Source organism: Agrobacterium sp. a22-2 (assembly GCF_012276985.1).
Lineage (GTDB): Bacteria > Pseudomonadota > Alphaproteobacteria > Rhizobiales > Rhizobiaceae > Allorhizobium.
Genome location: NZ_JAAXMM010000004.1, coordinates 218,147 through 242,373 on the forward strand (window position 1 = coordinate 218,147; position 24,227 = coordinate 242,373).

General features: G+C 63.0%; 22 protein-coding genes. 19 read left to right on the top strand and 3 right to left on the bottom strand.

Going from position 1 to position 24,227, the window contains the following annotated elements; translation table 11 throughout:
- Positions 1-15: 15 nt before the first annotated feature.
- Positions 16-348 (bottom strand): iron-sulfur cluster insertion protein ErpA, encoded by a 333-nt coding sequence (erpA, locus tag HFC70_RS08215; RefSeq protein WP_168472741.1) that lies wholly within the window; start codon positions 346-348, stop codon positions 16-18.
- A gap of 185 nt (positions 349-533) precedes the next feature.
- On the opposite strand from erpA, the gene HFC70_RS08220 reads away from it, so the two are divergent.
- The 14 genes from HFC70_RS08220 (at position 534) to HFC70_RS08285 (ending at position 16,812) form a co-directional block, all read left to right on the top strand.
- Complete coding sequence (locus tag HFC70_RS08220) at positions 534-1,751, top strand: deoxyguanosinetriphosphate triphosphohydrolase (protein ID WP_168472742.1); 1,218 nt, start codon at positions 534-536, stop codon at positions 1,749-1,751.
- 63 nt (positions 1,752-1,814) lie between these two features.
- Positions 1,815-3,572, top strand: coding sequence for an arginine--tRNA ligase (gene argS / locus HFC70_RS08225; RefSeq protein ID WP_168472743.1), 1,758 nt, complete (start codon positions 1,815-1,817; stop codon positions 3,570-3,572).
- 133 nt (positions 3,573-3,705) lie between these two features.
- Positions 3,706-6,492, top strand: a complete 2,787-nt coding sequence (locus HFC70_RS08230) for an SPOR domain-containing protein (protein WP_368669582.1) — start codon at positions 3,706-3,708, stop codon at positions 6,490-6,492.
- Between the two features lie 119 nt (positions 6,493-6,611).
- Positions 6,612-7,628: a beta-N-acetylhexosaminidase gene (nagZ, locus tag HFC70_RS08235; protein ID WP_168472745.1), complete on the top strand. Its 1,017-nt coding sequence runs from the start codon at positions 6,612-6,614 to the stop codon at positions 7,626-7,628.
- A 56-nt stretch (positions 7,629-7,684) separates the two neighbouring features.
- Entirely contained in the window at positions 7,685-8,479 is a 795-nt protein-coding gene (locus HFC70_RS08240) for a ScpA family protein (RefSeq protein WP_168472893.1), read from the top strand.
- A 36-nt stretch (positions 8,480-8,515) separates the two neighbouring features.
- On the top strand, positions 8,516-9,214 hold the full coding sequence (scpB, locus tag HFC70_RS08245; RefSeq protein ID WP_246735699.1) for an SMC-Scp complex subunit ScpB: 699 nt from the start codon (positions 8,516-8,518) through the stop codon (positions 9,212-9,214).
- Positions 9,215-9,304: 90 nt separating this feature from the next.
- Positions 9,305-10,438, top strand: a complete 1,134-nt coding sequence (locus HFC70_RS08250) for an ABC transporter ATP-binding protein (protein ID WP_168472746.1) — start codon at positions 9,305-9,307, stop codon at positions 10,436-10,438.
- A gap of 12 nt (positions 10,439-10,450) precedes the next feature.
- On the top strand, positions 10,451-10,654 hold the full coding sequence (locus HFC70_RS08255) for a twin-arginine translocase TatA/TatE family subunit (protein WP_168472747.1): 204 nt from the start codon (positions 10,451-10,453) through the stop codon (positions 10,652-10,654).
- 67 nt (positions 10,655-10,721) lie between these two features.
- Positions 10,722-11,441, top strand: a complete 720-nt coding sequence (gene tatB / locus HFC70_RS08260; protein WP_168472748.1) for a Sec-independent protein translocase protein TatB — start codon at positions 10,722-10,724, stop codon at positions 11,439-11,441.
- Complete coding sequence (tatC, locus tag HFC70_RS08265) at positions 11,438-12,262, top strand: twin-arginine translocase subunit TatC (RefSeq protein ID WP_168472749.1); 825 nt, start codon at positions 11,438-11,440, stop codon at positions 12,260-12,262. Before tatB ends, tatC begins: the two co-directional genes overlap by 4 nt.
- A gap of 93 nt (positions 12,263-12,355) precedes the next feature.
- Entirely contained in the window at positions 12,356-13,642 is a 1,287-nt protein-coding gene (gene serS, locus HFC70_RS08270; protein ID WP_168472750.1) for a serine--tRNA ligase, read from the top strand.
- Between the two features lie 22 nt (positions 13,643-13,664).
- Positions 13,665-14,435 (top strand): 5'/3'-nucleotidase SurE, encoded by a 771-nt coding sequence (gene surE / locus HFC70_RS08275; protein ID WP_168472751.1) that lies wholly within the window; start codon positions 13,665-13,667, stop codon positions 14,433-14,435.
- A complete protein-coding gene (locus HFC70_RS08280; RefSeq protein WP_168472752.1) occupies positions 14,432-15,085 on the top strand; it encodes a protein-L-isoaspartate(D-aspartate) O-methyltransferase in 654 nt (217 codons plus the stop codon). The genes surE and HFC70_RS08280 overlap by 4 nt, the downstream gene beginning before the upstream one ends.
- A gap of 149 nt (positions 15,086-15,234) precedes the next feature.
- Complete coding sequence (locus tag HFC70_RS08285) at positions 15,235-16,812, top strand: LysM peptidoglycan-binding domain-containing M23 family metallopeptidase (RefSeq protein WP_168472753.1); 1,578 nt, start codon at positions 15,235-15,237, stop codon at positions 16,810-16,812.
- 59 nt (positions 16,813-16,871) lie between these two features.
- On the opposite strand, the gene HFC70_RS08290 is transcribed toward HFC70_RS08285, so the two are convergent.
- A complete protein-coding gene (locus tag HFC70_RS08290; RefSeq protein WP_168472754.1) occupies positions 16,872-17,741 on the bottom strand; it encodes an ATP-binding protein in 870 nt (289 codons plus the stop codon).
- Between the two features lie 214 nt (positions 17,742-17,955).
- On the opposite strand from HFC70_RS08290, the gene yajC reads away from it, so the two are divergent.
- From yajC to HFC70_RS08315, 5 genes are all read left to right on the top strand, one after another.
- A complete protein-coding gene (gene yajC / locus HFC70_RS08295) occupies positions 17,956-18,303 on the top strand; it encodes a preprotein translocase subunit YajC (protein ID WP_168472755.1) in 348 nt (115 codons plus the stop codon).
- Between the two features lie 64 nt (positions 18,304-18,367).
- Positions 18,368-20,923 carry a protein translocase subunit SecDF gene (gene secDF, locus HFC70_RS08300; protein ID WP_168472756.1) on the top strand — a complete coding sequence of 852 codons (2,556 nt, stop codon included), beginning with the start codon at positions 18,368-18,370 and terminating at the stop codon, positions 20,921-20,923.
- A gap of 5 nt (positions 20,924-20,928) precedes the next feature.
- Positions 20,929-21,315 (top strand): Mth938-like domain-containing protein, encoded by a 387-nt coding sequence (locus HFC70_RS08305; RefSeq protein WP_168472757.1) that lies wholly within the window; start codon positions 20,929-20,931, stop codon positions 21,313-21,315.
- 65 nt (positions 21,316-21,380) lie between these two features.
- Entirely contained in the window at positions 21,381-22,193 is an 813-nt protein-coding gene (locus tag HFC70_RS08310) for a phytoene/squalene synthase family protein (RefSeq protein WP_168472758.1), read from the top strand.
- Between the two features lie 77 nt (positions 22,194-22,270).
- Positions 22,271-22,729, top strand: coding sequence for a hypothetical protein (locus HFC70_RS08315; protein WP_168472759.1), 459 nt, complete (start codon positions 22,271-22,273; stop codon positions 22,727-22,729).
- 45 nt (positions 22,730-22,774) lie between these two features.
- Here HFC70_RS08315 and trmFO read toward each other — a convergent pair whose 3' ends face one another.
- A complete protein-coding gene (gene trmFO, locus HFC70_RS08320) occupies positions 22,775-24,193 on the bottom strand; it encodes a methylenetetrahydrofolate--tRNA-(uracil(54)-C(5))-methyltransferase (FADH(2)-oxidizing) TrmFO (RefSeq protein ID WP_168472760.1) in 1,419 nt (472 codons plus the stop codon).
- Positions 24,194-24,227: the final 34 nt, after the last annotated feature.

Sequence of the window (24,227 nt, forward strand, 5' to 3'; positions counted from 1 at the left end):
GTCACTGATCTGATATCAAACCGAGAAGCTGGTGCCGCAGCCGCAGCTGGCCACCGCATTGGGGTTCTTGATCTGGAAGGACTGGCCGAGCAGGTTGTCGACGAAGTCGATTTCCGAGCCTGCCATGTAGATCAGGGAAACCGGATCGATCAGAAGCTTGGCGCCATCGCGCTCGATGACCAGATCGCCGTCCTGCGGCGCGCCGTCCAGATCGAACTTGTAGGAAAAGCCCGAACAGCCGCCGCCCTCGACCGACACGCGCAGGGCGCTTTTCTCGCTCTCAGTGGCCACGATTGCCGCGATCCGCTTGGCGGCTGCTTCCGATACCGTTACGTTTACACCAGTCATTTTGCCTCCTGTCGGGTTCAAGGCCCGCAGAAAAAGAGATGCCGCACCGCTTCGAACAAGCTCCGGTCAAGACGAACAGCCATAAAGATACTATATATATGGCAAGTGCGTCGGGGCTCGCGGCGTACCCACCATAGGTATGAATGCGCAGCGGCGCCGTCAATGGGCAGATAGCAGGACAGGCAATGACGATTGATAAAAATGCACTCGGTTTCGGTTTCGGTCAGCGGGCCATCTATGCGGCCGACCCCTGGACGACGCGCGGCCGACTGTTTCCCGAAACGTCGAGCCCGACCCGCTCCGATTTCCAGCGCGACCGCGACCGTATCGTCCACACCACGGCCTTCCGGCGGCTGAAGCACAAGACGCAGGTGTTCATCGGCCCGGATGGCGACCATTATCGCACGCGCCTGACCCATACGATCGAGGTGGCGCAGATCGCCCGGGCGCTGGCGCGGGCCTTCAAGATCGATGAGGACCTGGCGGAAGGCGTGGCGCTGGTCCATGATTTCGGCCACACACCCTTCGGTCATACCGGCGAGGATGCGCTGGACGAAATGCTGAAGCCCTATGGCGGGTTCGATCACAATGCCCAGTCGCTCCGGATCGTCACCAAGCTCGAGCGGCGCTATGCCGAATTCGATGGACTCAATCTGACCTGGGAGACGCTGGAGGGTCTGGTCAAGCACAATGGGCCGCTGCTGACGAAGAGCGGCGAGGGGGTGCGCGGTCCGGTGCCGCTGCCCATTCTCGAATATTGCGCAGGTCACGACCTGGAGCTTTCCAGCTTTGCCAGCCTCGAGGCCCAGGCGGCGGCCGTGGCCGACGACATCGCCTACAATACCCATGACATCGACGATGGCCTGCGTTCCGGTTACCTCAGCTTCGAGATGCTGGAGGATGTGCCGTTCCTGGCGGGGCTGATGGCGGAGGTGCGCGACCGTTATCCGGGGCTCGAGGATGACCGCTTCACCCATGAAATGATGCGCCGGCAGATCACCCGCATGGTCGAGGACGTTATTTCGGTGGCGCAGGACCGGCTGAAAGCCGTCAAACCGCTCTGCGCCCAGGATATCCGCGATGCCGGACAGACGATCGTCACGTTTTCGCCTGAAATGGCCGAGACCGACCGGCAGATCAAGAAGCTGCTGTTCAGCCGTATCTATCGCCATCCCGATATCATGCGCATCCGGGCCGGTGCGGCGCAGATCGTCTGCGATCTGTTCCACGCCTATATGGCCGATCCCGAACTGATGCAGAGCCACTACTGGGTCAAGCACATCGCCGGGCTGGAGACCCCCGCCAAGGCCCGCCATGTCGGGGATTACCTGGCCGGCATGACGGACACGTATGCCGTGAATACCCACAGGCGTTTGTTTGACCAGACTCCCGATTTGCGGTAGGCAGCGGCAACGAAGCGAGGCGTCAGACGCCGTCGCTCGGTTCAGCACGCGTGGAACAACGATATGAATCTGTTTGCCGATTTCGAACATCGAATCAAGAATGCTCTTGAAGATATTGATATCGTGAAGGAACGACGGTCCGAGATCACCTTCGACCGCATCATCGTCGAACCGCCGCGCGATGCCAGCCATGGCGACGCCGCAACCAATGCGGCCATGGTTCTGGCCAAGCCGCTTGGCACCAATCCGCGGGCGCTGGCCGAGATCATCGGCGAAAAACTGAAAGAGGATGCCGACGTTGCCGAGGTATCGGTCGCCGGGCCTGGTTTTATCAATATCCGCCTTTCGACCGGCTACTGGCAGCGGCTTCTGGCCTCGATGATCCTGGCCGGGACGGATTACGGCCGCTCGACGCTTGGCAAGGACCGCAAGGTCAATGTCGAATATGTCTCGGCCAATCCGACCGGCCCGATGCATGTCGGCCATTGCCGTGGTGCTGTCGTCGGCGATGCGCTGGCCAATCTGATGGCCTTTTCGGGCTATGAGGTCACCAAGGAATATTACATCAACGATGCCGGCGCGCAGATCGACGTGCTGGCCCGTTCGGTGTTCCTGCGCTATCGCGAGGCGCTCGGCGAGACGATCGGCGAAATCCCGGCCGGCCTCTATCCGGGCGATTACCTCGTGCCGATCGGCCGGACGCTGGCCGAGGAATACGGAACGAAATTGCGCGGCATGCCGGAAGAGCAGTGGATGGAGATTGTCAAGGATCGTGCCATCGCCGCCATGATGGTGATGATCCGCGAGGATCTGGCCATGCTCAACGTGCACCACGACGTGTTCTTTTCGGAGCGGACCCTGCATGCCAATGGTGCGGCGCCGATCCGCACGGCGATCAACGACCTGACCTTCAAGGGGCATGTCTATCGCGGTACGCTGCCGCCGCCAAAGGGGCAACTGCCGGAAGATTGGGAAGACCGCGAGCAGACCCTGTTCCGCTCCACCGAAGTGGGCGACGATATCGACCGCCCGCTGATCAAGTCGGACGGCAGCTATACTTATTTCGCGGCGGACGTTGCTTACTTCAAGGACAAGTTCGACCGCGGCTATAGCGAGATGATCTATGTGCTCGGCGCCGACCATGGCGGCTACGTCAAGCGGCTGGAGGCCGTGGCGCGGGCTGTTTCGGAAGGCAAATCCAAGCTGACGGTACTTTTGTGCCAATTGGTGAAGCTCTATCGCAACGGCGAGCCGGTGAAGATGTCGAAGCGCTCCGGCGATTTCGTCACGCTGCGCGAGGTTGTCGAAGAAGTCGGGCGGGATTCCGTTCGCTTCATGATGCTCTATCGCAAGAGCTCCGAGCCGCTGGACTTTGACTTTGCCAAAGTGACGGAACAGTCGAAGGACAATCCGGTCTTCTACGTGCAGTATGCCCATGCGCGCTGCATGTCGGTGTTGCGCCAGGCGCGCGAAGCCTTCGGCGACTTCGATCCGCAGCCGGCGGAGCTGGCGGCGGCCGTTGGCGAGATTGTCGATCCTGCCGAAATGCAACTGGTCGCCAAGGTGGCAGAATACCCGCGTATTATCGATGCCGCCGCCCAGTCGCAGGAACCGCATCGGGTTGCATTTTACCTCTATGATCTGGCAAGTTCGTTCCATGCCCATTGGAATAAAGGTAAAGATCATCCGGAATTACGATTTGTTAACGATAAAAACCGACAATTGAGCATTGCCAGACTTGGGCTGGTGCATGCTGTCGCCTCCGTATTGAAGTCCGGCCTGTCCATAACAGGCACGGACGCTCCGGTAGAGATGCGATAGTACTGTCACCATTTCCCCACATTGCGCTGGCATGCGTCTTGTTGCGTAAGTGAGTGGAATCCAAGTGATGGTGCAAAAGCAGGCCACGTATAACCGAGATCTGGGAAGCAATGCTTTCGCGGACGATGATCCGTTGGCAGAACTGGCCCGTATCGTCGGCTATGATTCTCCCGCTTCCCGCGAACCTGAAGCGCCCGTCATCGAGACGGCGGCCGCCTTCAATCTTGAAGACGAACTGCTTCGCGAATTCGAGACCTATGATACTGCGCCGGCTCGCCCGGCGGCGGTGTCGCCTGTGGCCCCGGTTCAACGCTATGTCGAGGAATTGCCGCCCGTCGCTGACGAGCCGGCAGCCTATGCCGATGTCGAGGACGATTTGGTGCCGACCGACCATGGGTCTGAGCCTTATTGGTCCAATGAGCCGGAGGCTATCGCCATTGCCGAGCCGGAGGTTGTCGACGATCTGGCCAGCGAGTTGGAATGGGCCGTTGCCGAATCCAGCGCGCCTGAGGTGTCGGCGCCGGAAATGCCTGAGCCGGCGATGCGCGATACGGTTCAGCCCACGCCGATCGGCGATGCGATGGGATATGGCCGTTTCCGCCTGCCGATTGCCAATTTTCATTCGGTGAGCCGCGAGGCGCCGCGTGTCGAGCCTGAAATGGCTGCCGAGCCGATCGCCAAGGTGGAACCACCGGCGCCCATCGAGCCGGAAGTTGAAGCCTGGGCCCCCGCCGAGGAAGAGTTCCATTCGCAGGCGGCCTTCGATCTGCCGGCCGATTTCGATCTGTCCGCTGAGCCGTCCCTGTTCGAAGACGCCGAACCGCGGCGCGAAGAACCTGCCACGGAGCGGCAGGAGCCAGCTTTTGACAATGCCGGGCAGGAGCCCGCTCTGGACGACTTCGGGTTCGATGACCTGATGGACGATCTGTCGGCGCACGATACCCGCGACGCCGCGCCGGAGCCGGTTCTTTCAGCCGTGGCAACGCCTGTACCGGCGCCGCAGGCATGGCAACCGGACACTGGCTTCAGCTTTGCCGATGAACTGGCCGAAAGCGAGGCCGTCGCCTCTCCCTACCGGGTCGCAGAGCCCGCCGAGGATAATGTCGTTTCGGCCGGCAGCCGAAATACGGCCGATGATGCCGACCTGTTCGATCCCTTTGCCGATGGCGAGTTCGAACTGCAGTTGGACGATATCGATCTGAACCTCAATGATTTCGACGTCGAGGACGACGTCGTGCCCGCCGTTCCCGTGACGCCAGTGGCGCCCGTGACCGTGCAGCAGCCCCGCGTTGCGGTTCAGGCGCCGGTTGCCGCCCCAGAGGCCGTCATGGCGATGCCTGTCAGCTACGAACAGGTTCTGCCGTTCGATGCTGCGGAGATTTCCGAGCAGGAGGATCATCCTGAATCGATCTCGGCCGTCGACGTGCCGGAATTCCCCGTGGTCGAGGCAGCCGAGCCGGTATCCTTCCCGCAGGACTACGATATCGACATCGACTCGGAACTGGCGACGCTCTTCGATACGACGCCCGATACCAGTGCCACGCAGCGCACGGCACCTGCTGCCACCGCTGCTGCGACTGTCGCCGCTGCCACACCGGCCGCATCGGCCGCATCGCCGGCCGATGATTTCGACGATTTCGAGCGGGCGCTTGAAGAGGATTTCCGTCGGACGTTGCATGAGCCGCAGACTTTTGCCGCACGGCGCGGCGGCAGCATTCCCCTGCCGCAGGACGATGAGCCGGCCCTGCTGCCGGAAGACAGGCCACGGTCGCGTGGCTGGATGCTGGCGGCCTCCGTCGCAGCCATTGCCCTGCTGGGTGGCGGCGGCATCTACGCGTGGATGAGCGGCACGGCCGGCAATGTCATGACATCGGGCGAACCGCGCGTGGTTATGGCCGACAAGGATCCGATCAAGATCGTGCCGGAAGACAAGGGCGGCAAATCGGTCCCGAACCAGGACAAGGCGGTCTACGACCGCGTTGCCGGCGCTGCGGTCGAGGATCCGAAGCAGGAGAGCCTGATTTCGTCGAACGAGGAACCGGTCGACGTGGTGCAGAAGACGCTGATCCCCGAGACCTTGCCGCTTGAGGGCGAGGACGATGCCGAATTCATGCCGACACCGGTTGGCGAGACCGAGGATCCCCGCTTGCTGCCGGGCCAGACGGCCGAAAATGCCGAGGCTCCGTCGGGCGCTGCCGATCCGGTGACGATTACGCCGCGCAAGGTGCGGACCATGATCGTCAAGCCGGACGGAACGCTGGTGGCGCAGGAAGTGCCTGTGCAGGAGCCGGCCGCGACGCCTGTGGCTGAGCCGGCTCAGGCCGAGACGGCCGCCCTGCCGCAGGCTGAACAGCCGCCAGTGACGCCTACGACCAATTCCGCGCCTGTCGAGGGAACCGCCGCACCGGCTCCCGCCGTTCAGGCGCCGCCGGTCGTTCAACCGACCGAGCCGGCCGCACAGCCGGCAACCCCGCCTGCAGCGCCGGAACCGGCGGCTGCGACAGCGACGCCTGCGCCAAGTATGCCGATCCCGACCGCTCGACCGGCCGAGCAACCTGTCAATGTCGTGGGCCGGGTCACCGATCAGGGCAATGTCGCACCCGTGGCGCAGAAGCCGGCCGAACAGGCGTCAGCGGCACCTGAGGCAGCGCCGCCGGCTGCGTCGACCGTGCCTGCTGGTGGTTACGTGATCCAGATCGCCTCGCTGCCGTCGCAGGCCGAGGCGCAGAAGTCCTACCAGAGCCTGTCGGCGAAATTCTCCGGCGTCATCGGCGGCAGGGGTGTCGATATCAAGCAGGCCGATATCGCCGGCAAGGGCACGTTCTACCGTGTCCGCATTCCGGCCGGCAGCAAGGCGGATGCCGTCGCCCTTTGCGAACGCTATCGTGCCGCTGGCGGCAACTGCCTTGTCGCGAGGTAAGCTTTTCGCTGCCTGAATTGTATCAGTGGCGGAAATCCCTTGAGGTTTCCGTCATTTTTCTGTGCATGACCGGCAGTTCAGTCTTTCGGCATCTTGCCGCAGGCTTTTATGATTCGGGGATGAGCGAATCAAAAGCAATGATCCTGGGCTGCGCAGGCCTTTCCCTATCCGCCGACGAAATTGCCTTCTACCGGGACGAACAGCCCTGGGGGTTCATCGTCTTTACCCGCAACCTGTCGGAGCCGGCGCAAATTTCCGATCTGGTCGCGGCCATGCGCGACACGGTCGGCGGACGCAATGCGCCGGTGCTGATCGATCAGGAAGGCGGCAGGGTGCAGCGCATCCGCGAGCCGATGATCCCGCGTTATCCGTCCGGTGCCGATCTCGGCGATATCTACCGCCAGGATCGCGACAAGGGCCTGCGCGCCGCCTGGCTGATGTCGCGGCTGCATGCCTTCGATCTCCTGCGTTTGGGTATCAATGTCGATTGCCTGCCGGTTCTCGACGTGCCGATCGAAGGCGCCAGCAATGTGATCGGCTCGCGCGCCTATGGCAATGATCCGGTCACGGTCGGCGAGATGGGAGAGGCCGCGGCCAACGGCCTGAAGGCCGGTGGCATGCTGCCGGTGATGAAGCACATTCCCGGCCACGGCCGCGGCATGGCGGATTCGCATGTGGAATTGCCTATCGTGCCGACGCCGCGCGCCGACCTGGAAGCCCATGATTTTGCGCCGTTCAAGCGGCTCAACAAGGAATTGATGGCGATGGTCGGCCATGTGGTATATTCCGACATCGACCCGGATTTTCCGGCGACCGCATCGAAGACCGTGATGTCGGATGTCATCCGCGGGTCTATCGGATTTGAGGGGCTGCTGATGACCGATGATCTGTCGATGAACGCCCTGAAGGGCTCGATGGGCGAACGGGCCAAGGCCTTTATCGCCGCCGGCGGCGACATCGTGCTGCATTGCCACGGCATCATGGACGAGATGAAGGATGTTGCGGCCCATGTGCCGGTGCTGTCCGGCCGCGCGCTTGCGCGGGCGCGGGCCGTCGAAGCGGCGTTTGGGTTCGATGACGGGGCCGATGAGGCTGCCATTCGTGCCGAATTCAACAGCTTGCTGGCGGTTGCCTGATGGGAACCGGGCCTTCCACACCGACCGTTTCGCCAGCCGGCCCGGCGCCGATGCCGATGGACAGGCTGTGGCAGGACAACAGCCCGGAGCGCGCGACGGGCGAAGCGGCACTGGTCATCGATGTCGCCGGCTTCGAAGGACCGCTCGATCTCCTGCTGTTCCTGGCGCGCAATCAGAAGGTCGACCTGTCGCGGATCTCCGTGCTGGCGCTCGCCGAACAGTATCTGCTGTTCATCGAAAGCGCGCGGCGCATTCGCATCGAGCTTGCCGCCGATTACCTGGTGATGGCGGCCTGGCTTGCCTTTCTGAAATCGAAACTGCTGATCCCGCAGCAGGCCAAGGATGACGGTCCGTCGGGCGAGGAAATGGCCTCGGCGCTGGCCTTCCGGCTGAAGCGGCTGGAAGCCATGCGCGATGCCGCGACCCGGTTGATCAACCGCAATCGCCTTGGCCGCGACGTCTTTCGCCGCGGCGCGCCCGAACACATGCCCGATCGCGTCCACTCCGCCTTCGAGGCGTCGCTCTACGACCTGCTGACAGCCTATGCCGCCCTTCGGCAACGCCAGGCCGTGACCCAGGTGACGATCGCGCGCCGGCAGGTCTGGTCGCTCGCTGATGCGCGCGTCATATTGACACGGATGATCGGCGAAATCACTGACTGGACGGCGCTCGAACATTACCTGTTGCGTTACATGACCACCGCGGAAGAGCGGGTAACGGCGATTGCCAGCGCCTTTGCGGCTTCGCTGGAACTGGTGCGCGAAGGCAAGCTGGAAATCCGCCAGGACGGTGCCTTTCAGCCGCTCTACATGCGCCGCGGCCAGGCGCGTGTGGTCGTGGTGACGGAATAGGGCAGGGCGATGGCGCAGTCCGACATGGACGACAGGATGCCGATGTTTGAGGACGACGCGCCGGTAGCTGCCGGGGACAGCCGCAGCGCCGCTGAGGCGTTGCGGATTGTCGAGGCGCTGGTGTTTGCCTCTGCAGAACCGGTTTCGGAAGGTTTCCTGGCCGAGCGCCTGCCGCGCGACACCGACGTGGGCGCCCTGATGCGGCAGCTGCAGGCCGACTATGCGCCGCGCGGCGTCAACCTGGTAAGGGTCGGCGATCACTGGGCTTTTCGTACGGCCGCCGACCTCTCCTTTGCCATTCGCAAGGACGATACCGAAGTCCGCAAGCTGTCGCGGGCCGCGCTCGAAGTGCTGGCGATCATCGCCTATCACCAGCCGGTGACGCGGGCCGAGATCGAGGACGTGCGCGGCGTGCAGACCTCCAAGGGGACACTTGATGTGCTGATGGAGGCAGGCTGGGTGCGGTTTCGCGGTCGCCGGCGCACGCCGGGCCGGCCGGTGACGCTCGGCACGACCCGCGATTTTCTCGATCATTTCGGCCTGGAGGAACTGCGCGACCTGCCCGGCATGGAAGAGCTCAAAGGGGCCGGCCTGCTGTCCGGGCGCATCCCGCCGAATTTCAACGTGCCCATTCCGATGGGCTCCGACGAGTTGAACGACGACGAGGATCCGATCACCCAGCTCGACCTCGAAGAGCTTGGCCTCTTGACACCGGGCGGTGAACCGGAGGAATAGGTTCATCTTTATGGCAATCGCTGCTTTTCCGGAGACCTGTCTGCGGGTGGCCGCGTCAGGTTGGACACCCGGTTCCAGGCGAGCAACGGAATGACTTCAGACCCCGCACGGATATCGACCGGCAGCGCCAGACGCTCGGCAGCGGTGACATTTGCGGCAAGGCTGAGCTTCGAGAACATCATCCACAGCTATCACGGCAAGGAAACCATCCGCGATGTGTCGCTGACCGCCGAGCCGGGCGAGGTGCTCTGTCTGCTCGGGCCTTCCGGCTCAGGCAAGACGACATTGCTTCGCATCGCCGCAGGGATCGAGGCGCAGACCTCCGGACGCCTGCTGCTCGATGGGCGCGAAGTCGCTGGCCCGACCTGCTTCCTCCCGCCGGAGCGGCGCGGCATCGGCCTGATGTTTCAGGACTTTGCGCTGTTCCCGCATATGAGCATTCTCGACAATGTGCGATTCGGGCTGACAGCCCTGCCGGGGGGCGAGGCGGCCGCCGAGGCCATGGCGGCGCTCGATCGGGTCGGCCTCGGGCACTATGCGTCAAAATATCCTCATGCCCTGTCGGGCGGCGAGCAACAGCGGGTGGCGCTGGCACGGGCGCTGGCGCCGCGGCCGGGCGTTCTATTGATGGACGAGCCGTTCTCCGGCCTCGATTCCCGGCTGAAGGACACGATCCGCGCCGATACGCTGGCGATCCTGCGCGACACGAGGGCCACCGCCATCGTCGTCACTCACGATGCCGAGGAGGCGATGCGCATGGCCGATCGCATCGCCTTGCTGAAGGACGGCAGGCTGGTGCAGGTCGGCACGTCGGATGACCTCTATCGCCGGCCACGCGACCTTTTCACGGCTGGCTTCTTTTCCGAGATCAACGAGTTCTGCGGCACGGTCCGCGGCGGATTGGTCGAGACGCCGCTTGGCCGGGCCAAGGCGCCGCATCTCGCAGACGGGACGGCCGTGTCGATTGCCGTGAGGCTGTCGGGGGTCAATGTGCTCGAGGAGGGTGGCACCATTCCGGCCCGCATCGTATCGCGGCGTTTCCTGGGTGTCGTGGAACTGCTGAGCCTCGCCGTGCCGGGCAGCGACCAGGTGGTGCGGGCACGAATTCGCGCCGATCAGCTGGGGCAGGGCTTGCGCGACGTGACGCTGCGTGTAAACCAGCAGGACATTTTGGTATTTGAAAAAGATCTGCAAACACCTTACATCGGTGTGACAGAGAAATAAGGAGCTGAACTCATGGGTTCTTTTAGCATGTGGCATTGGCTGATCGTTCTGGCGATCGTGCTGTTGCTGTTCGGTCGCGGCAAGATCCCGGAACTGATGGGCGATGTGGCCAAGGGCATCAAGAGCTTCAAGAAGGGCATTTCGGAAGACGAAAAGCCCGAGGCGCCGGTCGCTTCTGGCAAGACGGTCGAGCATAAAGCCGACGAAACCAAGTAACGCTCAACGCGTAACGGACATGCGGCCCGAGACAGCGGCCGCATCGGCGGCCTTAGGAGCCTGATTCATGCTGGACATTGGCTGGACCGAATTGCTTGTCATAGCAGTGGTCCTTATCGTTGTGGTAGGCCCGAAAGACTTGCCGCCAATGCTGAGGGCATTCGGCAAGATGACGGGTCGTTTGCGCAAAACCGCCGGCGAGTTTCGCGCGCAGTTCGACGAAGCGCTGCGCGAGGCCGAGCTGGACGATGTGCGCAAGACCATCAGCGACGTGAAAAACCTTAATCCGGCCAGCTCTCTTCGCGATGCCATCAATCCGCTTCGGCAGATGGGCAACGAGATCAAGGCCGATTTGAAGAAAGCGACGCAGGTCGAGACATTTCCCGTGGATGACAGCAGCGCTGTCACGCCGAAGGATGCGCCTGCCCAGCCGATGACCGCCGCCGACCTGCCGCCGCTGGCCACGCTGCCGGCAACACCACCTGTCATTCCGCCGGCAGCACCGGCGCCTCAACCGGCCGTATCTGTGTCGGAACCGGTTGCCCCTGCTGCACCGGCTGCAAAGCGGGTCCGCAAGCCCAAGGCGGGGGTGGAGCCGACGCCGTCGAACGAAGCGCTGACCGTGGCTCCGACGAAGGCGCCAAGGGCGGCCAGTGCTGCAAAGCCTGCCGCAAGCGCCAAGCCGCCGGCCAAATCCAAGGTCTCGGCAAAGGCTTCGCCTGCTGAGACGCCGGCCAAGAAACCCGCCGCGAAGAAAACTGCTGGCCGGAAAGAGGACCTTGCATGACCGGCGACATCGAAGACAAGCCCCAGCCGCTGGTCGAGCATCTGATCGAGCTGCGCACGCGTCTGATCTGGGCGCTGGGTGCGTTCTTTCTGGCTTTCATCGTCTGCTTCGCCTTCGCCAAGCAACTCTTCAACTTCCTGGTCGTGCCCTATAAATGGGCGGTTGTCTGGGCCGGGCTCGATCTCAACAAGGCCGAGTTGATCTATACGGCGCCGCAGGAGTTCTTCTTCACCCAGCTGAAGGTGGCCATGTTCGGCGCTCTGGTCATCGCCTTTCCGGTGATTGCCGCGCAGATCTACAAATTCGTGGCGCCGGGCCTCTACAAGAACGAACGGCAGGCCTTTCTGCCCTTCCTGATCGCTTCACCGGTCCTGTTCCTGCTGGGCGGCGCGCTGGTCTATTTCTTCTTCACGCCGATGGTGATGTGGTTCTTCCTGGCCATGCAGCAGGCGCCCGGCGAGGGCGAAGTGGCCATTTCGCTGATGCCGAAAGTGTCGGAATATCTCAGCCTGATCATGTCGCTGGTGTTTGCCTTCGGCCTGGTGTTCCAGCTGCCCGTGGTGACAACGCTGCTGGCGCGGGTCGGCATTCTGGAAAGCAAGTGGTTGGCCGACAAGCGCAAGTATTTCATCGTCGTCGCCTTCGTGGTGGCCGCGGTGCTGACGCCGCCCGATCCGATCTCCCAGATCGGTCTTGCACTGCCGACCATCCTTCTCTACGAGGTTGCCATCTATGCGGCACGACTCGTCGAGCGCGGACGGGCCAAGACGGCAAAGTCCGAGGACGAGACCCCCGAGGCGACCGAGAACGGCGAGGCCTGATCGGGCTCGCTCTGATCGTGTGCCGCATTGCCCACGGGATCGGGCCGCTGGCAGGTCCGTTCCGATTTTTCGACTTAACGATCTGGAACGACGATGCTTGATATCAAATGGATTCGTGAAAACGCCGAAGCCCTCGATCTGGCGCTTGCCAAGCGCGGCGCCGAGGCCCTTTCAGCCGGCCTGATCGAACTTGACGAACGTCGTCGCTCCGCCGTCCAGTCCCTGCAGGACATGCAGTCGCGCCGCAATGCCGCCTCCAAGGAGATCGGCGCGGCGATGGCGCAGAAAAATTCCGAGCTCGCCGAAACGCTCAAAGCCGAGGTGGCGCATCTCAAGGACACCATGCCGGTGGCCGAAGAGGAGGAGCGCCAGCTCTCGGCCGAGCTGACGGATGCCCTGTCGCGCATTCCCAACATTCCCTTCGACGACGTGCCGGTCGGCAAGGACGAGCACGACAATGTCGTCGCTCGGACGATCGGCGAGAAGCCGCGCTGGAACCATACGGCGAAAGAGCATTTCGAGATTGGCGAGGCGCTCGGCTATATGGATTTCGAGCGGGCGGCCAAGCTGTCTGGTGCGCGCTTCACGGTGCTGACCGGACCGCTGGCGCGGCTTGAGCGGGCGCTCGGACAGTTCATGCTGGACCTGCACACGTCGGAACATGGCTATACAGAAGTCAGTTCGCCGCTGATGGTGCGCCCCGAAGCGCTCTACGGAACAGGCAATCTGCCGAAGTTCGAGGAAGATCTGTTCAAGACGACCGATGGCCGCTACCTGATCCCGACTGCCGAGGTCACGCTGACCAATCTGGTGTCCGGAGAAATCCTCGACCAGGAAAAGCTGCCGCTGCGCTTTACCGCGCTCACCCCGTCCTTCCGCTCGGAAGCAGGCTCCGCCGGACGCGATACTCGCGGCATGTTGCGCCAGCACCAGTTCTGGAAATGCGAACTGGTGTCGATCACCGATGCGGAAAGCGCCGTTGCTGAACACGAGCGGATGACAGCCTGCGCCGAGGAAGTGCTGAAACGCTTGGGTCTGCATTTCCGCACCATGACGCTGTGCACCGGCGACATGGGCTTCGGCTCGCGCAAGACCTATGATCTGGAAGTCTGGTTGCCGGGTCAGAACGCCTATCGCGAAATCTCGTCCTGCTCGGTGTGCGGCGATTTCCAGGCGCGGCGGATGAATGCCCGCTACCGCGCCAAGGACGGCAAGGCGACGCAGTTCGTGCACACGCTGAACGGTTCCGGCACGGCGGTCGGTCGCTGCCTGATCGCGGTCATGGAAAACTACCTGAACGAGGACGGCTCGGTGACCATTCCCGACGTGCTGCTGCCCTATATGGGCGGCCTCACAAAAATCGAAAAGGCCGTCGCCTGAGGTCGCAAGAGGGAGGTTGGGTATGCGAATTCTCCTGACCAACGACGACGGCATCCATGCCGAGGGGCTGGCGGTGCTGGAGCGTATCGCCCGCCAGTTGTCGGACGATGTCTGGATCGTGGCGCCCGAAACCGATCAGAGCGGACTTGCCCATTCGCTGACGCTGTCCGAGCCGCTTCGCCTGCGCAAGGTTGCCGACCGGCATTTTGCGCTGCGTGGCACGCCGACCGATTGCGTGATCATGGCGATCCGCCAGGTGATGGGTGGCAAGCCGGATCTGGTTCTCTCCGGGGTCAATGCCGGTGCCAACATGGCCGATGACGTGACCTATTCGGGAACGGTGGCCGGCGCCATCGAGGGTACGCTGCAGGGCGTGCGGTCGATCGCGATCAGCCAGGCCTATCATTATGACGGCGGCCGTGTCGTGCCGTGGGAGGTTGCCGAGACGCTGGCGCCGGACCTGATCGGCAAGCTTGTGCAGACAGACCTGCCGGATGGCACGTTCCTCAATCTGAACTTTCCGAACTGCGCGCCGGGCGATGTCCAGGGCATTGCGGTCACGGCCCAGGGCAAGCTCGATTTCGGCCTCAGCGTGGAAGAGCGCTCGGACGGACGCGGCTTTCCCTATTACTGGCTGCGGTTCGGAGAGCGCCAGGGCAATTTCCGCGAGGGCACGGATATCCATGCGCTCAAGCACCACAAGATTTCGGTTACGCCGTTGAAACTCGACATGACCGATTATACGGTTCAGGACCGCCTGGCGCAGGCGCTCGGGTTTGGAGTTGCCGGTTGAAAAGCGCGATGCTGGAGAAGGAAGGATTTGCCGCCCTCGTGCTTCGGCTGCGGGCCGAGGGGATTTCCGACCTCGATCTCCTGACGGCTGTCGAACAGACGCCGCGTTCGAAATTCGTGCCGCCGCTGTTTACCGCCCAGGCCTATTCGAGCCACACGATCCCGATCGATTGCGGCGCCTTCATGGAGGGTGCCGATCTCGCCGTACGGCTGCTCGACCGGCTGCATGTCAAGCCGGGGCAGCGCGTGCTGGAAATCGGCACCGGCAGCGGTTTCATAACCGCCATTCTCGGACGCTTGGCTGAGCGCGTCGTGTCGATCGATCGCTACAAGACTCTTCTGGCCGCGGCCCAGACCCGGCTCGATACCTTCGGCATCAAGAACGTGGTCTTGCGCCAGGCGGATGGCAGCAGCGGCCTGGTCGGCGAGGGAACATTCGATCGGATACTGTCGACCGCCGCATTTCCGGCCATGCCGCGCGGCTTTGCCGAGCAATTGGTGTCCGGTGGCATCCTGCTCGCGCCGCTGATGACCGACGACGACCGCTGCGTCATGGTCCGCCTGACAAAGACCGGCAGCCGCTTTGACCGGGAAGACCTGTTCGAGGTTCCCTATCTGCCGCTGACACCGAAAATCGCGTCCTACCTGTAGGCAACTGAGGAGCGCGCATCTGCCGGCTTATCGGGCGGTTTCCTTGCCTTTCTGCAAATAGTTCACGCGGATCTGGTGCGATTAACCCCACAGTAACACTAACGCGCTTTAATAAACCTACTAGAGTTTGCGTCGTAAGTAGGTTGTAAATGCGTATGAGTGTATCTCCGAAATCCGGATTGCCAGTCGCCCGCATGTTCGCGGTAAGCCTTCTGGCCAGCGTTGCGGCCGGTTGCAGCTCTGATGCGACGCGCTTCAGCGGTTTGTTTTCCAGCACAGACGATATCACGACGAGCTCGACGCCGCGGCGGAGCATTACCGGGCTCAACGGTGCCGTGCCTGTGCCCAGCGGCGACATGGCGGGATCGTCAGTCGCGCAGCAGCCCGACTATACGACGCGGCAGCAGGCGATGAGCCAGCCTTTCCCGGCACAACCCGGCTATAGCGCGCCGTCGTCGAATGCCTCGGCCGCCCGCATGGCGTCGGCGCCGGTTTCCGTCGAGCGCGCAGAGCTTGCGGCTCCCTCCAGCCAGCCGGCCACGATGCGCCCGCCGGCGGCACAGCCTTTCCCGGCCCAGCAGCGCGTAGCCGCAGCGCCAGCCATCGTTCCGCCAGAGGCTGAACCGTTGACGACCGGCAGCAATCCGCAGGGCGCCAAGAGCAGCGGCTGGAGCACGGCCAATGCGCCGCGTGTCACGCTTCGCCCCGGCGAGACGGTTGCAGCATTGTCGAAGCGCTACGGCGTTCCGGAAAAGGAAATCCTGAAAGCCAACGGCCTGACGAATGCGTCGGACGCCGCTGCCGGCCAGGCGATCATCATCCCGACCTATGGCGCTCGCGCCACGCCGGTCCGTGCCTCCGCTGATGGCGCATTGTTGCCGCAGGGCCAGGCACCGGTTCCGAACCGTGCACCTGAGCAGAAGGTGGCTGTGTTGCCGGCGTCGGGGACGTTGCGCGACAAGTCGCAGTCCGGCGACAATGCTTCCGGCAACAAGGTTGTCTCTGGCGACGGCAAGGCGCCTGCGCCGACCGGTGGCTCCTATGTCGTCAAGCCCGGCGATTCGCTGACCAAGATCGCCAAGGCAACCGGCACACCGATCGATGCGCTGAAAGCGGCAAACGGTCTGAAGGACGCCAATATCCGCGTTGGCCAGAGCCTGAAGCTTCCCGGCGCCGGCGCGGCGACGGTTGATCCCGATGCCGTGAAGACGGCCTCCGTGCCGACCAAGAAGGTCGAGCCCAGCAGTCCTGCGCCATTTGCAAGTCCGGCGCCGGCTAAGGCCCAGACCCAGACGGTCAATGAAGTGACGGCATCGGCCGATCCGAAGGATGTGGCGCCCGAGGCGACCGGCATCAGCAAATACCGTTGGCCGGTGACCGGTGCCGTGGTGGCCGGGTTCGGCGCCAATGTCGACGGCAAGCGCAACGACGGCATCGATATCTCCGTGCCCACCGGAACGCCGGTCAAGGCGGCCGAAAACGGTGTGGTGATCTACGCCGGTAATGGTCTGAAGGAACTCGGCAACACTGTTCTGGTGCGCCACGACGACGGCACCGTGACGGTCTACGGCCATGCTGAAGCGGTCGGCGTGACGCGTGGCCAGAAAGTGCAGCGCGGCCAGCAACTGGCAACATCGGGCATGAGCGGCAATGTGAAGCGTCCGCTGCTGCATTTCGAAGTGCGCAAGGATGCGACGCCGGTCAACCCCATGACATTCCTTGACTAAGGTACTGCGTTTCAAGGAATTCTGATGAAGGCCCGGATACGTCCGGGCCTTCTTTCGTTTCAGCTGCGGTCCATGGCCACGCGCAGGCGGCCGGCGAGGTCCTGGATATATTGCCAGGCAACGCGTCCCGACCTGCCGCCGCGGGTGGTTGCCCATTCCAGGGCCTCGGCATGCAGTTGCGGCTTTTCGAGCGGCAGATGGAAATAGTCCGCATAGCCGTCGATCATCGTCAGGTAATCGTCCTGGCTGCATTTGTGGAAGCCGAGCCAGAGACCGAAGCGATCGGAGAGCGATACCTTTTCCTCCACAGCTTCCGACGGATTGATGGCGGTCGACTGCTCGTTTTCCATCATGTGGCGGGGCAGGAGATGGCGGCGGTTCGAGGTGGCGTAGAACAGCACATTGTCCGGCCGTCCCTCGATGCCGCCGTCAAGGGCTGCCTTCAGGGATTTGTAGGCCGTGTCGTCATGGTCGAAGGAGAGGTCGTCGCAGAACAGGATGACCCGGTATTCGGTCTGCTTCAGGAGGTCGAGGAGGGCCGGCAGCGAGGCGATGTCCTCGCGGTGTACCTCGACGAGCTTCAGGGCGACGCCTGTATCGGAGCGTACGGCCGCATGCACCGCCTTGACCAGTGAGGATTTGCCCATGCCGCGGGCGCCCCAGAGCAGCACGTTGTTGGCCGCGAAGCCTTGAGCGAAGCGCTCGGTGTTTTCATGCAGGATGTCGCGCACCCGGTCGACGCCGCGGATCAATTGCAGCGCGACGCGGTTCGGCCGTGGGACAGGCTGCAAACGACTGCCGATGGGCGACCAGACGAAACAGTCGGCTGCAGCCCAGTCGTTGACGGCGGGGGCAGGACCGGCGAGCCGTTCGACGGCATCAGTCAGGCGGCGCAGTTCGGCCAGAAGCAGTTCATTGGTGTCGGACATGGCGTTCCTCCTTGAAAAGGCAGGAGAAGACCTCTCGCTGCGGCATTTTCGATGGCGGTAGCATGGCGTTTTTCCGTCCGAAAGGGTAAGAGGCGAGGAATCGGTACGCACTGGGGCTGTTCTTGTTGCAATCGCGACCGGCCCCACTATATTCCGGCGGCCGAAAGCGGACGGGTTCAACCCCTCTTTCCACGCCATTCTCGAGGAGTTTCTTATGTTTATTACTGAAGCATTTGCGCAGGACGCAGCACCGGCGATGGGCGGACTTGGGTCCGGTCTCGAGATGCTGTTCCTGTTTGCGCCGTTGATGGTGATTTGGTACTTCTTCCTGATCCGCCCGCAGCGCCAGCAGCTGAAAAAGCGCGAAGAGACGCTCTCGGCCATTCGCCGCGGTGACCAGGTCGTGATCGGCGGCGGCATCGTCGGCAAGGTCAGCAAGGTCGTCGACGACAAGGAACTCGAAGTCGAGATCGCCGAAGGCGTCAAGGTTCGCGTCATGCGCAGCTTCGTCGCCGAAGTCCGTGTCAAGGGCGAGCCGGTCAAGGCCGATACGCCCGCCTGAATATATCTGTTCCTGCCTGGTTCCAGACCGTCCTGATGTGATTTAACGCGCAATCGAGATCCGCATGCTGTACTTTTCCCGCTGGAAGACCGTTCTGATCTGGCTTGCCGTTCTGCTAAGCGTGCTGGTTGCCGTGCCAAATCTCTTCAGCGACGAGCAGCTTAAGGGCTTTCCGTCCTGGCTTCCCACGAAGAAAGTGACCCTCGGTCTCGATCTTCAGGGCGGTTCGCACATCATGCTCAAGATCGAGTCCTCCGACATCGTCAAGGAGCGGCTGGAAACGACGGTTGGCGATATCCGCAACTCCCTGCGCGAGGCCGGCATTCGTTATACCGGCCTGTCCGGGGTCGGACAGGCGGTTCAGGTCAGGATCACCGACGAGAGCCAGATTGATGCGGCCAAGGAGGCCCTGCGGCCTCTGACGGAAGCCGTCAGTGCGGGAACCTTGACAGGCGGCTCCATTCAGGAGGTGACGATCGAGGACGGCGGTAACGGACAATTGCGGCTGAACCTTACAGATGCGGGCATCAATTACCGCATCTCGTCGGCGCTTACCCAGTCGATCGAAGTTGTACGCCGCCGCGTCGATGAACTGGGCAATACCGAACCGCTGATCCAGCGCCAGGGTGCCGACCGGATCATCGTCCAGGTGCCGGGCCTGACCGATCCGCAGCGGCTGAAATCATTGCTGAACCAGACGGCAAAGCTCTCCTTCCATATGGTCGACAGCAGCATGCCGGTCGAGGAGGCGATCAACGGTCGTCCGCCGGCCACGGCCGAAGTCCTCTACAGCCAGGACGATCCGGCCGTGCCTTATCTCGTCGAAAAGCGGGCGCTGGTCTCGGGCGAAAACCTTGTCGACGCCCAGGCGAGCTTCAACCAGCAGACCAATGAGCCGGTGGTGACCTTCCGCTTCGACAGCCGCGGCGCGCAGCGTTTTGCGCAGGCGACGCAGCAGAATGTCGGCCGGCCCTTTGCCATCGTGCTTGACGATCAGGTGATCTCCGCCCCTGTCATCCGCGAGCCGATCATCGGCGGGTCCGGTCAGATTTCCGGCAATTTTTCCGTCGAAGGCGCCAATGACCTGGCCGTCCTCCTGCGCGCCGGCGCGCTGCCTGCCACATTGACCGTGGTCGAAGAGCGCACGGTCGGTCCGAGCCTCGGTGCGGATTCGATCCGTGCCGGTGTGGTCGCGGGTATCATCGGGGCAGCGCTTGTCGTCGTCTTCATGGTCGGTTTCTACGGATTCTTCGGTGTGTTGGCCGTCGTCGCGCTGGTGGCCAACGTCATCATGATCCTTGCCGTGCTCAGCCTGCTCGGATCGACGCTGACCTTACCCGGCATTGCCGGCATCGTGCTGACCATCGGCATGGCGGTCGATTCCAACGTGTTGATCTATGAGCGTATCCGCGAGGAATACCGCAGCGGCCGTGCGCTGATCCAGTCGATCGATACGGGTTTCAGCAAGGCCTTCGGTACGATCGTCGATGCCAATCTGACGACGCTGATTGCCGCCGTGGTTCTGTTTTTCTTAGGCTCTGGTCCGGTTCGTGGGTTCTCGGTAACGCTGGCCATCGGTATTATCACCACGGTCTTCACCGCCTTCACGCTGACCCGCTGGCTGTTTGCCGAATGGGTCCGCCGCCGGCGCCCGAAGCTTATGCCCAGGGGTGTGCGCACAGGCATTTTCGACGGCACGAACATCCCGTTCATGGGTATCCGCCGCTATGTCTTCATGATTTCGGCCGCCGTCTCGCTCGCCTCGCTGATCGGTTTTGCGACCGTTGGCATGAGTCTTGGCATCGACTTCACCGGCGGCTCGATCATCGAGGTCAAGTCGCGCGCCGGCGACGCCGATATTTCCGACATCCGCACAAGGCTCAGCGAGCTCAATCTTGGGGAAGTCCAGGCTCAGGGTTTTGGCGATCCGCAGAGCGTGCTGATCCGCATCCAGGCTCAGGAGGGTGGCGAGAATGCCGAACAATCCGCCATCAGCCTCGTGCGTGCCGAACTGGAAGATACCTATGAGTTCCGTCGCGTCGAAGTGGTCGGTCCGGCCGTATCGGGCGAATTGACCCAGACGGCGACGCTTGGCGTCCTGGTCGCGCTGGCCGCAATCTTGGTCTATATCTGGTTCCGCTTCGAATGGCAGTTTGCCGTGGGCGCCATCATCGCCACGCTGCATGACGTGATCCTGACGATCGGTCTCTTCGTGCTGACCGGGGTCGAGTTCAACCTGACGAGTATCGCAGCGGTGCTGACGATCGTCGGCTATTCGCTGAACGACACCGTCGTGGTTTATGACCGCATGCGCGAAAACCTGCGGCGTTACAAGAAGATGCCGCTCGACGTGCTGATCGATACTTCGATCAACCAGACTTTGTCGCGCACCATCCTGACATCGGTCACCACAATGCTGGCGCTGGCGGCGCTCTATCTGTTCGGCGGCGAAGTCATCCGCTCCTTCACCTTCGCCATGCTGTTCGGTGTTGCCGTCGGCACCTTCTCATCGATCTATATCGCCGGTCCGATGCTGATTGCCTTCAAGCTGCGGCCGGAGAGCTTTCAGGACGAGGGCGACGGAAAGCCGGACGTGCTTGCCGGCAAGGCGCAGGCCTGAGCGGCGTGAGCAAGGGGATCATCGTTCGCGAGGCGCATTTTCCAGGCCGGGCGCCGATCGATGCCTATGGCAATGGCGGCTTTCGCTTTGCCGAGATGTCGCATCGCGGGTCGCTGCTGCTGCTTCCCTCCGGCGTCTATGGCTGGGACGTGGAGGAGGGGCAGGCGCTGGAGACCACGCTGTTCCAGCGGCTGATGGATGAGGCCGGGAATATCGAGGTGCTGCTGGTCGGAACCGGCACGGCGCTGCGTTTCCTGCCGCCGGATCTCAAGGCCATGCTGAAGGGGGCCGGCATTTCCGCCGACCCGATGAGCACCGGTGCTGCGGTGCGCACCTACAATATCATGCTGGCCGAAGAGCGCGCGGTCGCCGCCGCATTGATCGCGGTCTGAGCACGAGGCAGAGGTTCTAAGTTTTGACCAGCGTCGGGACCAGCAATCAGGATCTTTGCCTATCCATGCTGCGCGATACGGATCGCGACCGCTATCTGGCCTGCCTGCTGTCGCCGGCCGACAAGCGTGGTTCGCTGGCCGCACTCTATGCCTTCAATGCCGAGATTGCTCGTGTCCGCGACCAGGTGAAAGAACCCTTGCCCGGCGAGGTCAGGCTGCAATACTGGCGCGATCTGTTGGGTGGCGCGGCGCATGGTGCGACGGCCGCCAATCCGGTGGCAGCCGGCCTGTTGCAGGCCATCGAGCTCCATCATTTGCCGCTCAAGCCCTTGCTGGACATGATCGACGCCCGCGTTTTCGACCTATATGACGATCCGATCGGCTCTCGCTCGGCGCTCGAGGGCTATGCCGGCGAGACCGCATCGGCGCTGATACAGTTGGCAAGCCTTGTCCTTGATGGTGAGGCGGCGGCGCGCAGTGCCGATAGGGCTGGACACGCCGGCGTAGCGCAGGCGATTGCCGGTCTTCTCCTGCTGATGCCGCTGCACCGTTCCAGGGGGCAGGTCTATATGCCCAGCGAAATCCTGGCAGCCACCGGGCTTGACCGGGACAGTTTTCTGGCCGGCGCGGACCGCGACCGTATCTCGGCAGCAGTCGAGGCCTTTGCCGGGCTCGGCCTCGATCATCTGGCCAAGGCGCGCAGTTATGGCCGGCCGCCCATCTCGCTTGTGCCGGCCTATCTCACCGTTTCTCTGGCCGGGCCGGTTCTCGGCCTTGCGCGACGGCGCGGTGCCGGCATCTTCGACACGCCGCTGCAGCCGCCGCAATGGCGCCGGCAGATCACGCTTTTGCGGGCGGTCTTGACGAAACGCTATTAAGCGCGTCCAAATTCGCACAAGGCTGGCATTGTACCAGCATCCAGAAGCCGCAACGACGGCACATCCGGAGGCTGATTGTGGGTTTGGTGACTTGGACACTGGTATTGGGCGCTGTGGTCTTGTTCTCGTTCTACGCGGCGAGAATGGCCAAGCGCGTCAGCGATGACGGCCTTAGGGATGCGGGCCTGGCCATTCTGGAATTCGGCCGAGCCTTTCCCAACGAGGCGATCCGCAGCCTGCATGTGACGGCGGACGGTGGGGCGGTCTTTGTCCGCCTGCATGACAACAAGGCCGGCTTCATGCGCAATATGCGCAGCCATTATGCGTGCCACCTGATCGAGCCCGGTACCGTGCGGGTTCGCGACCTGGCGGACGGTCGCAGCTTCGCAATCGATTTTCTGGACGCGCCCTTCCACAATGGCGAATTCACCTTCGCCTCGCCGATCGAAGCCGCCGAGGTATCGCTCTGGCTGCTCGGCAACTACGTCTCGTCGCGGGACCTGGATCAGCTTGCCGGGCCAGCCAGCGCCTCTTGAGGCGATCCGCCTGTTCCGACACCGGCAATAGATGCCCGAAAGACCTCAATCCTGTTCGAGCCAGTGCCGGCAGTCGGCAAGGGCGCGGGCCGCCACCAGCTGGCGCTTCATGACGGTCTTGTCCTTGCCGCGGAAACGCTTGACGCCTTCCGGCTTGACGATGGAGCCCGGCTCCAGCTCCGGAAACAGGCCGAAATTGATGTTCATCGGCTGAAACGAGCGTTTGCCCGGCTCGTCGTCTGAGACGATATGGCCGCCGGTGATATGGTTCAGCAGCGCGCCCAGCGCGGTCGTGGCCGGTGGCAGGTTCAGCATTTCGCCCTTGCGGTCGGCGGCCGCGAAACGGCCGGCCAACAGCCCGATCGACGCGCTCTCGACATAGCCTTCGCAGCCGGTGATCTGGCCGGCAAACCGCAGGCCCGGCCGCGATTTCAGCTGCAGGCTCTCGTCCAGCAGAACAGGCGAATGGATGTAGGTGTTGCGGTGCAGGCCGCCAAGGCGGGCAAACTCGGCCTTTTCGAGGCCGGGGATCATGCGGAAAATGTCGCTTTGGGCGCCGTAGCGCAGCTTGGTCTGGAAGCCGACCATGTTGTAGAGCGTGCCGAGCGCATTGTCCTGGCGCAGTTGCACCACGGCATAAGGCTTAACGGTCGGATTATGGGCATTGGTCAGGCCCATCGGCTTCATCGGCCCATGGCGCAGGGTCTCGCGGCCGCGTTCGGCCATGACCTCGATCGGCAGGCAGCCGTCGAAATAGGGCGTGCCTTCCCATTCCTTGAAGCCGACCGCGTCGCCGGCGATCAACGCATCGATGAAGGCATTGTACTGGGCCTCATCCATCGGGCAGTTGATATAGTCCTTGCCCGTGCCGCCCGGGCCGACCTTGTCGTAGCGCGACTGATACCAGCAGATGTCCATGTCGATGCTGTCACGATGCACGATCGGCGCGATCGCATCGAAAAACGCCAGAGCGTCCTCGCCGGTTTCAGTGCGGATGGCCTCGGCCAGATCCGGCGAGGTCAGAGGTCCGGTGGCGATGATCGCCAGGTCCCATTCCTTTGGCGGCAGGCCGGTTACTTCCTCGCGCAGCACGGTGATCAGCGGATGGGCAGCGATCGCCGCGGTCACCGCTTCGGCAAAGCCGTCGCGATCGACGGCAAGGGCACCGCCGGCGGGCACCTGGTGCTTGTCGGCGCAGGCCATGATCAGCGAACCGGCCAGGCGCATTTCGGCATGGATGACGCCGACGGCATTGGCCGTCGCATCATCGGAGCGGAAGGAGTTGGAGCAGACCAGTTCTGCCAGGCTGTCGGTCTTGTGGGCATCGGTGCCGCGGGTGCCGCGCATCTCGTGCAGAATGACCGGCACGCCGGCTTCTGCTGCCTGCCAGGCGGCTTCCGAGCCGGCAAGGCCGCCGCCGATAACGTGGATGGGGAGGGTGGTGTTGCTTGCTGTCTTTGTCATGGGCGGTCTCTACCATGACCGATCCGCGGTTCCA

What these genes read in the sequence shown, in the direction of transcription:
- HFC70_RS08250 (WP_168472746.1), top strand. Translation starts at nt 9,305, where the DNA reads ATGACTTCAGACCCCGCACGGATATCGACCGGCAGCGCCAGACGCTCG.
- tatC (WP_168472749.1), top strand. Translation starts at nt 11,438, where the DNA reads ATGACCGGCGACATCGAAGACAAGCCCCAGCCGCTGGTCGAGCATCTG.
- HFC70_RS08290 (WP_168472754.1), bottom strand. Translation starts at nt 17,741, where the DNA reads ATGTCCGACACCAATGAACTGCTTCTGGCCGAACTGCGCCGCCTGACT.
- HFC70_RS08310 (WP_168472758.1), top strand. Translation starts at nt 21,381, where the DNA reads ATGCTGCGCGATACGGATCGCGACCGCTATCTGGCCTGCCTGCTGTCG.
- argS (WP_168472743.1), top strand. Translation starts at nt 1,815, where the DNA reads ATGAATCTGTTTGCCGATTTCGAACATCGAATCAAGAATGCTCTTGAA.
- HFC70_RS08240 (WP_168472893.1), top strand. Translation starts at nt 7,685, where the DNA reads ATGGACAGGCTGTGGCAGGACAACAGCCCGGAGCGCGCGACGGGCGAA.
- nagZ (WP_168472745.1), top strand. Translation starts at nt 6,612, where the DNA reads ATGAGCGAATCAAAAGCAATGATCCTGGGCTGCGCAGGCCTTTCCCTA.
- yajC (WP_168472755.1), top strand. Translation starts at nt 17,956, where the DNA reads ATGTTTATTACTGAAGCATTTGCGCAGGACGCAGCACCGGCGATGGGC.
- tatB (WP_168472748.1), top strand. Translation starts at nt 10,722, where the DNA reads ATGCTGGACATTGGCTGGACCGAATTGCTTGTCATAGCAGTGGTCCTT.
- secDF (WP_168472756.1), top strand. Translation starts at nt 18,368, where the DNA reads ATGCTGTACTTTTCCCGCTGGAAGACCGTTCTGATCTGGCTTGCCGTT.
- erpA (WP_168472741.1), bottom strand. Translation starts at nt 348, where the DNA reads ATGACTGGTGTAAACGTAACGGTATCGGAAGCAGCCGCCAAGCGGATC.
- scpB (WP_246735699.1), top strand. Translation starts at nt 8,516, where the DNA reads ATGCCGATGTTTGAGGACGACGCGCCGGTAGCTGCCGGGGACAGCCGC.
- HFC70_RS08220 (WP_168472742.1), top strand. Translation starts at nt 534, where the DNA reads ATGACGATTGATAAAAATGCACTCGGTTTCGGTTTCGGTCAGCGGGCC.
- surE (WP_168472751.1), top strand. Translation starts at nt 13,665, where the DNA reads ATGCGAATTCTCCTGACCAACGACGACGGCATCCATGCCGAGGGGCTG.
- serS (WP_168472750.1), top strand. Translation starts at nt 12,356, where the DNA reads ATGCTTGATATCAAATGGATTCGTGAAAACGCCGAAGCCCTCGATCTG.
- HFC70_RS08255 (WP_168472747.1), top strand. Translation starts at nt 10,451, where the DNA reads ATGGGTTCTTTTAGCATGTGGCATTGGCTGATCGTTCTGGCGATCGTG.
- HFC70_RS08285 (WP_168472753.1), top strand. Translation starts at nt 15,235, where the DNA reads ATGCGTATGAGTGTATCTCCGAAATCCGGATTGCCAGTCGCCCGCATG.
- trmFO (WP_168472760.1), bottom strand. Translation starts at nt 24,193, where the DNA reads ATGACAAAGACAGCAAGCAACACCACCCTCCCCATCCACGTTATCGGC.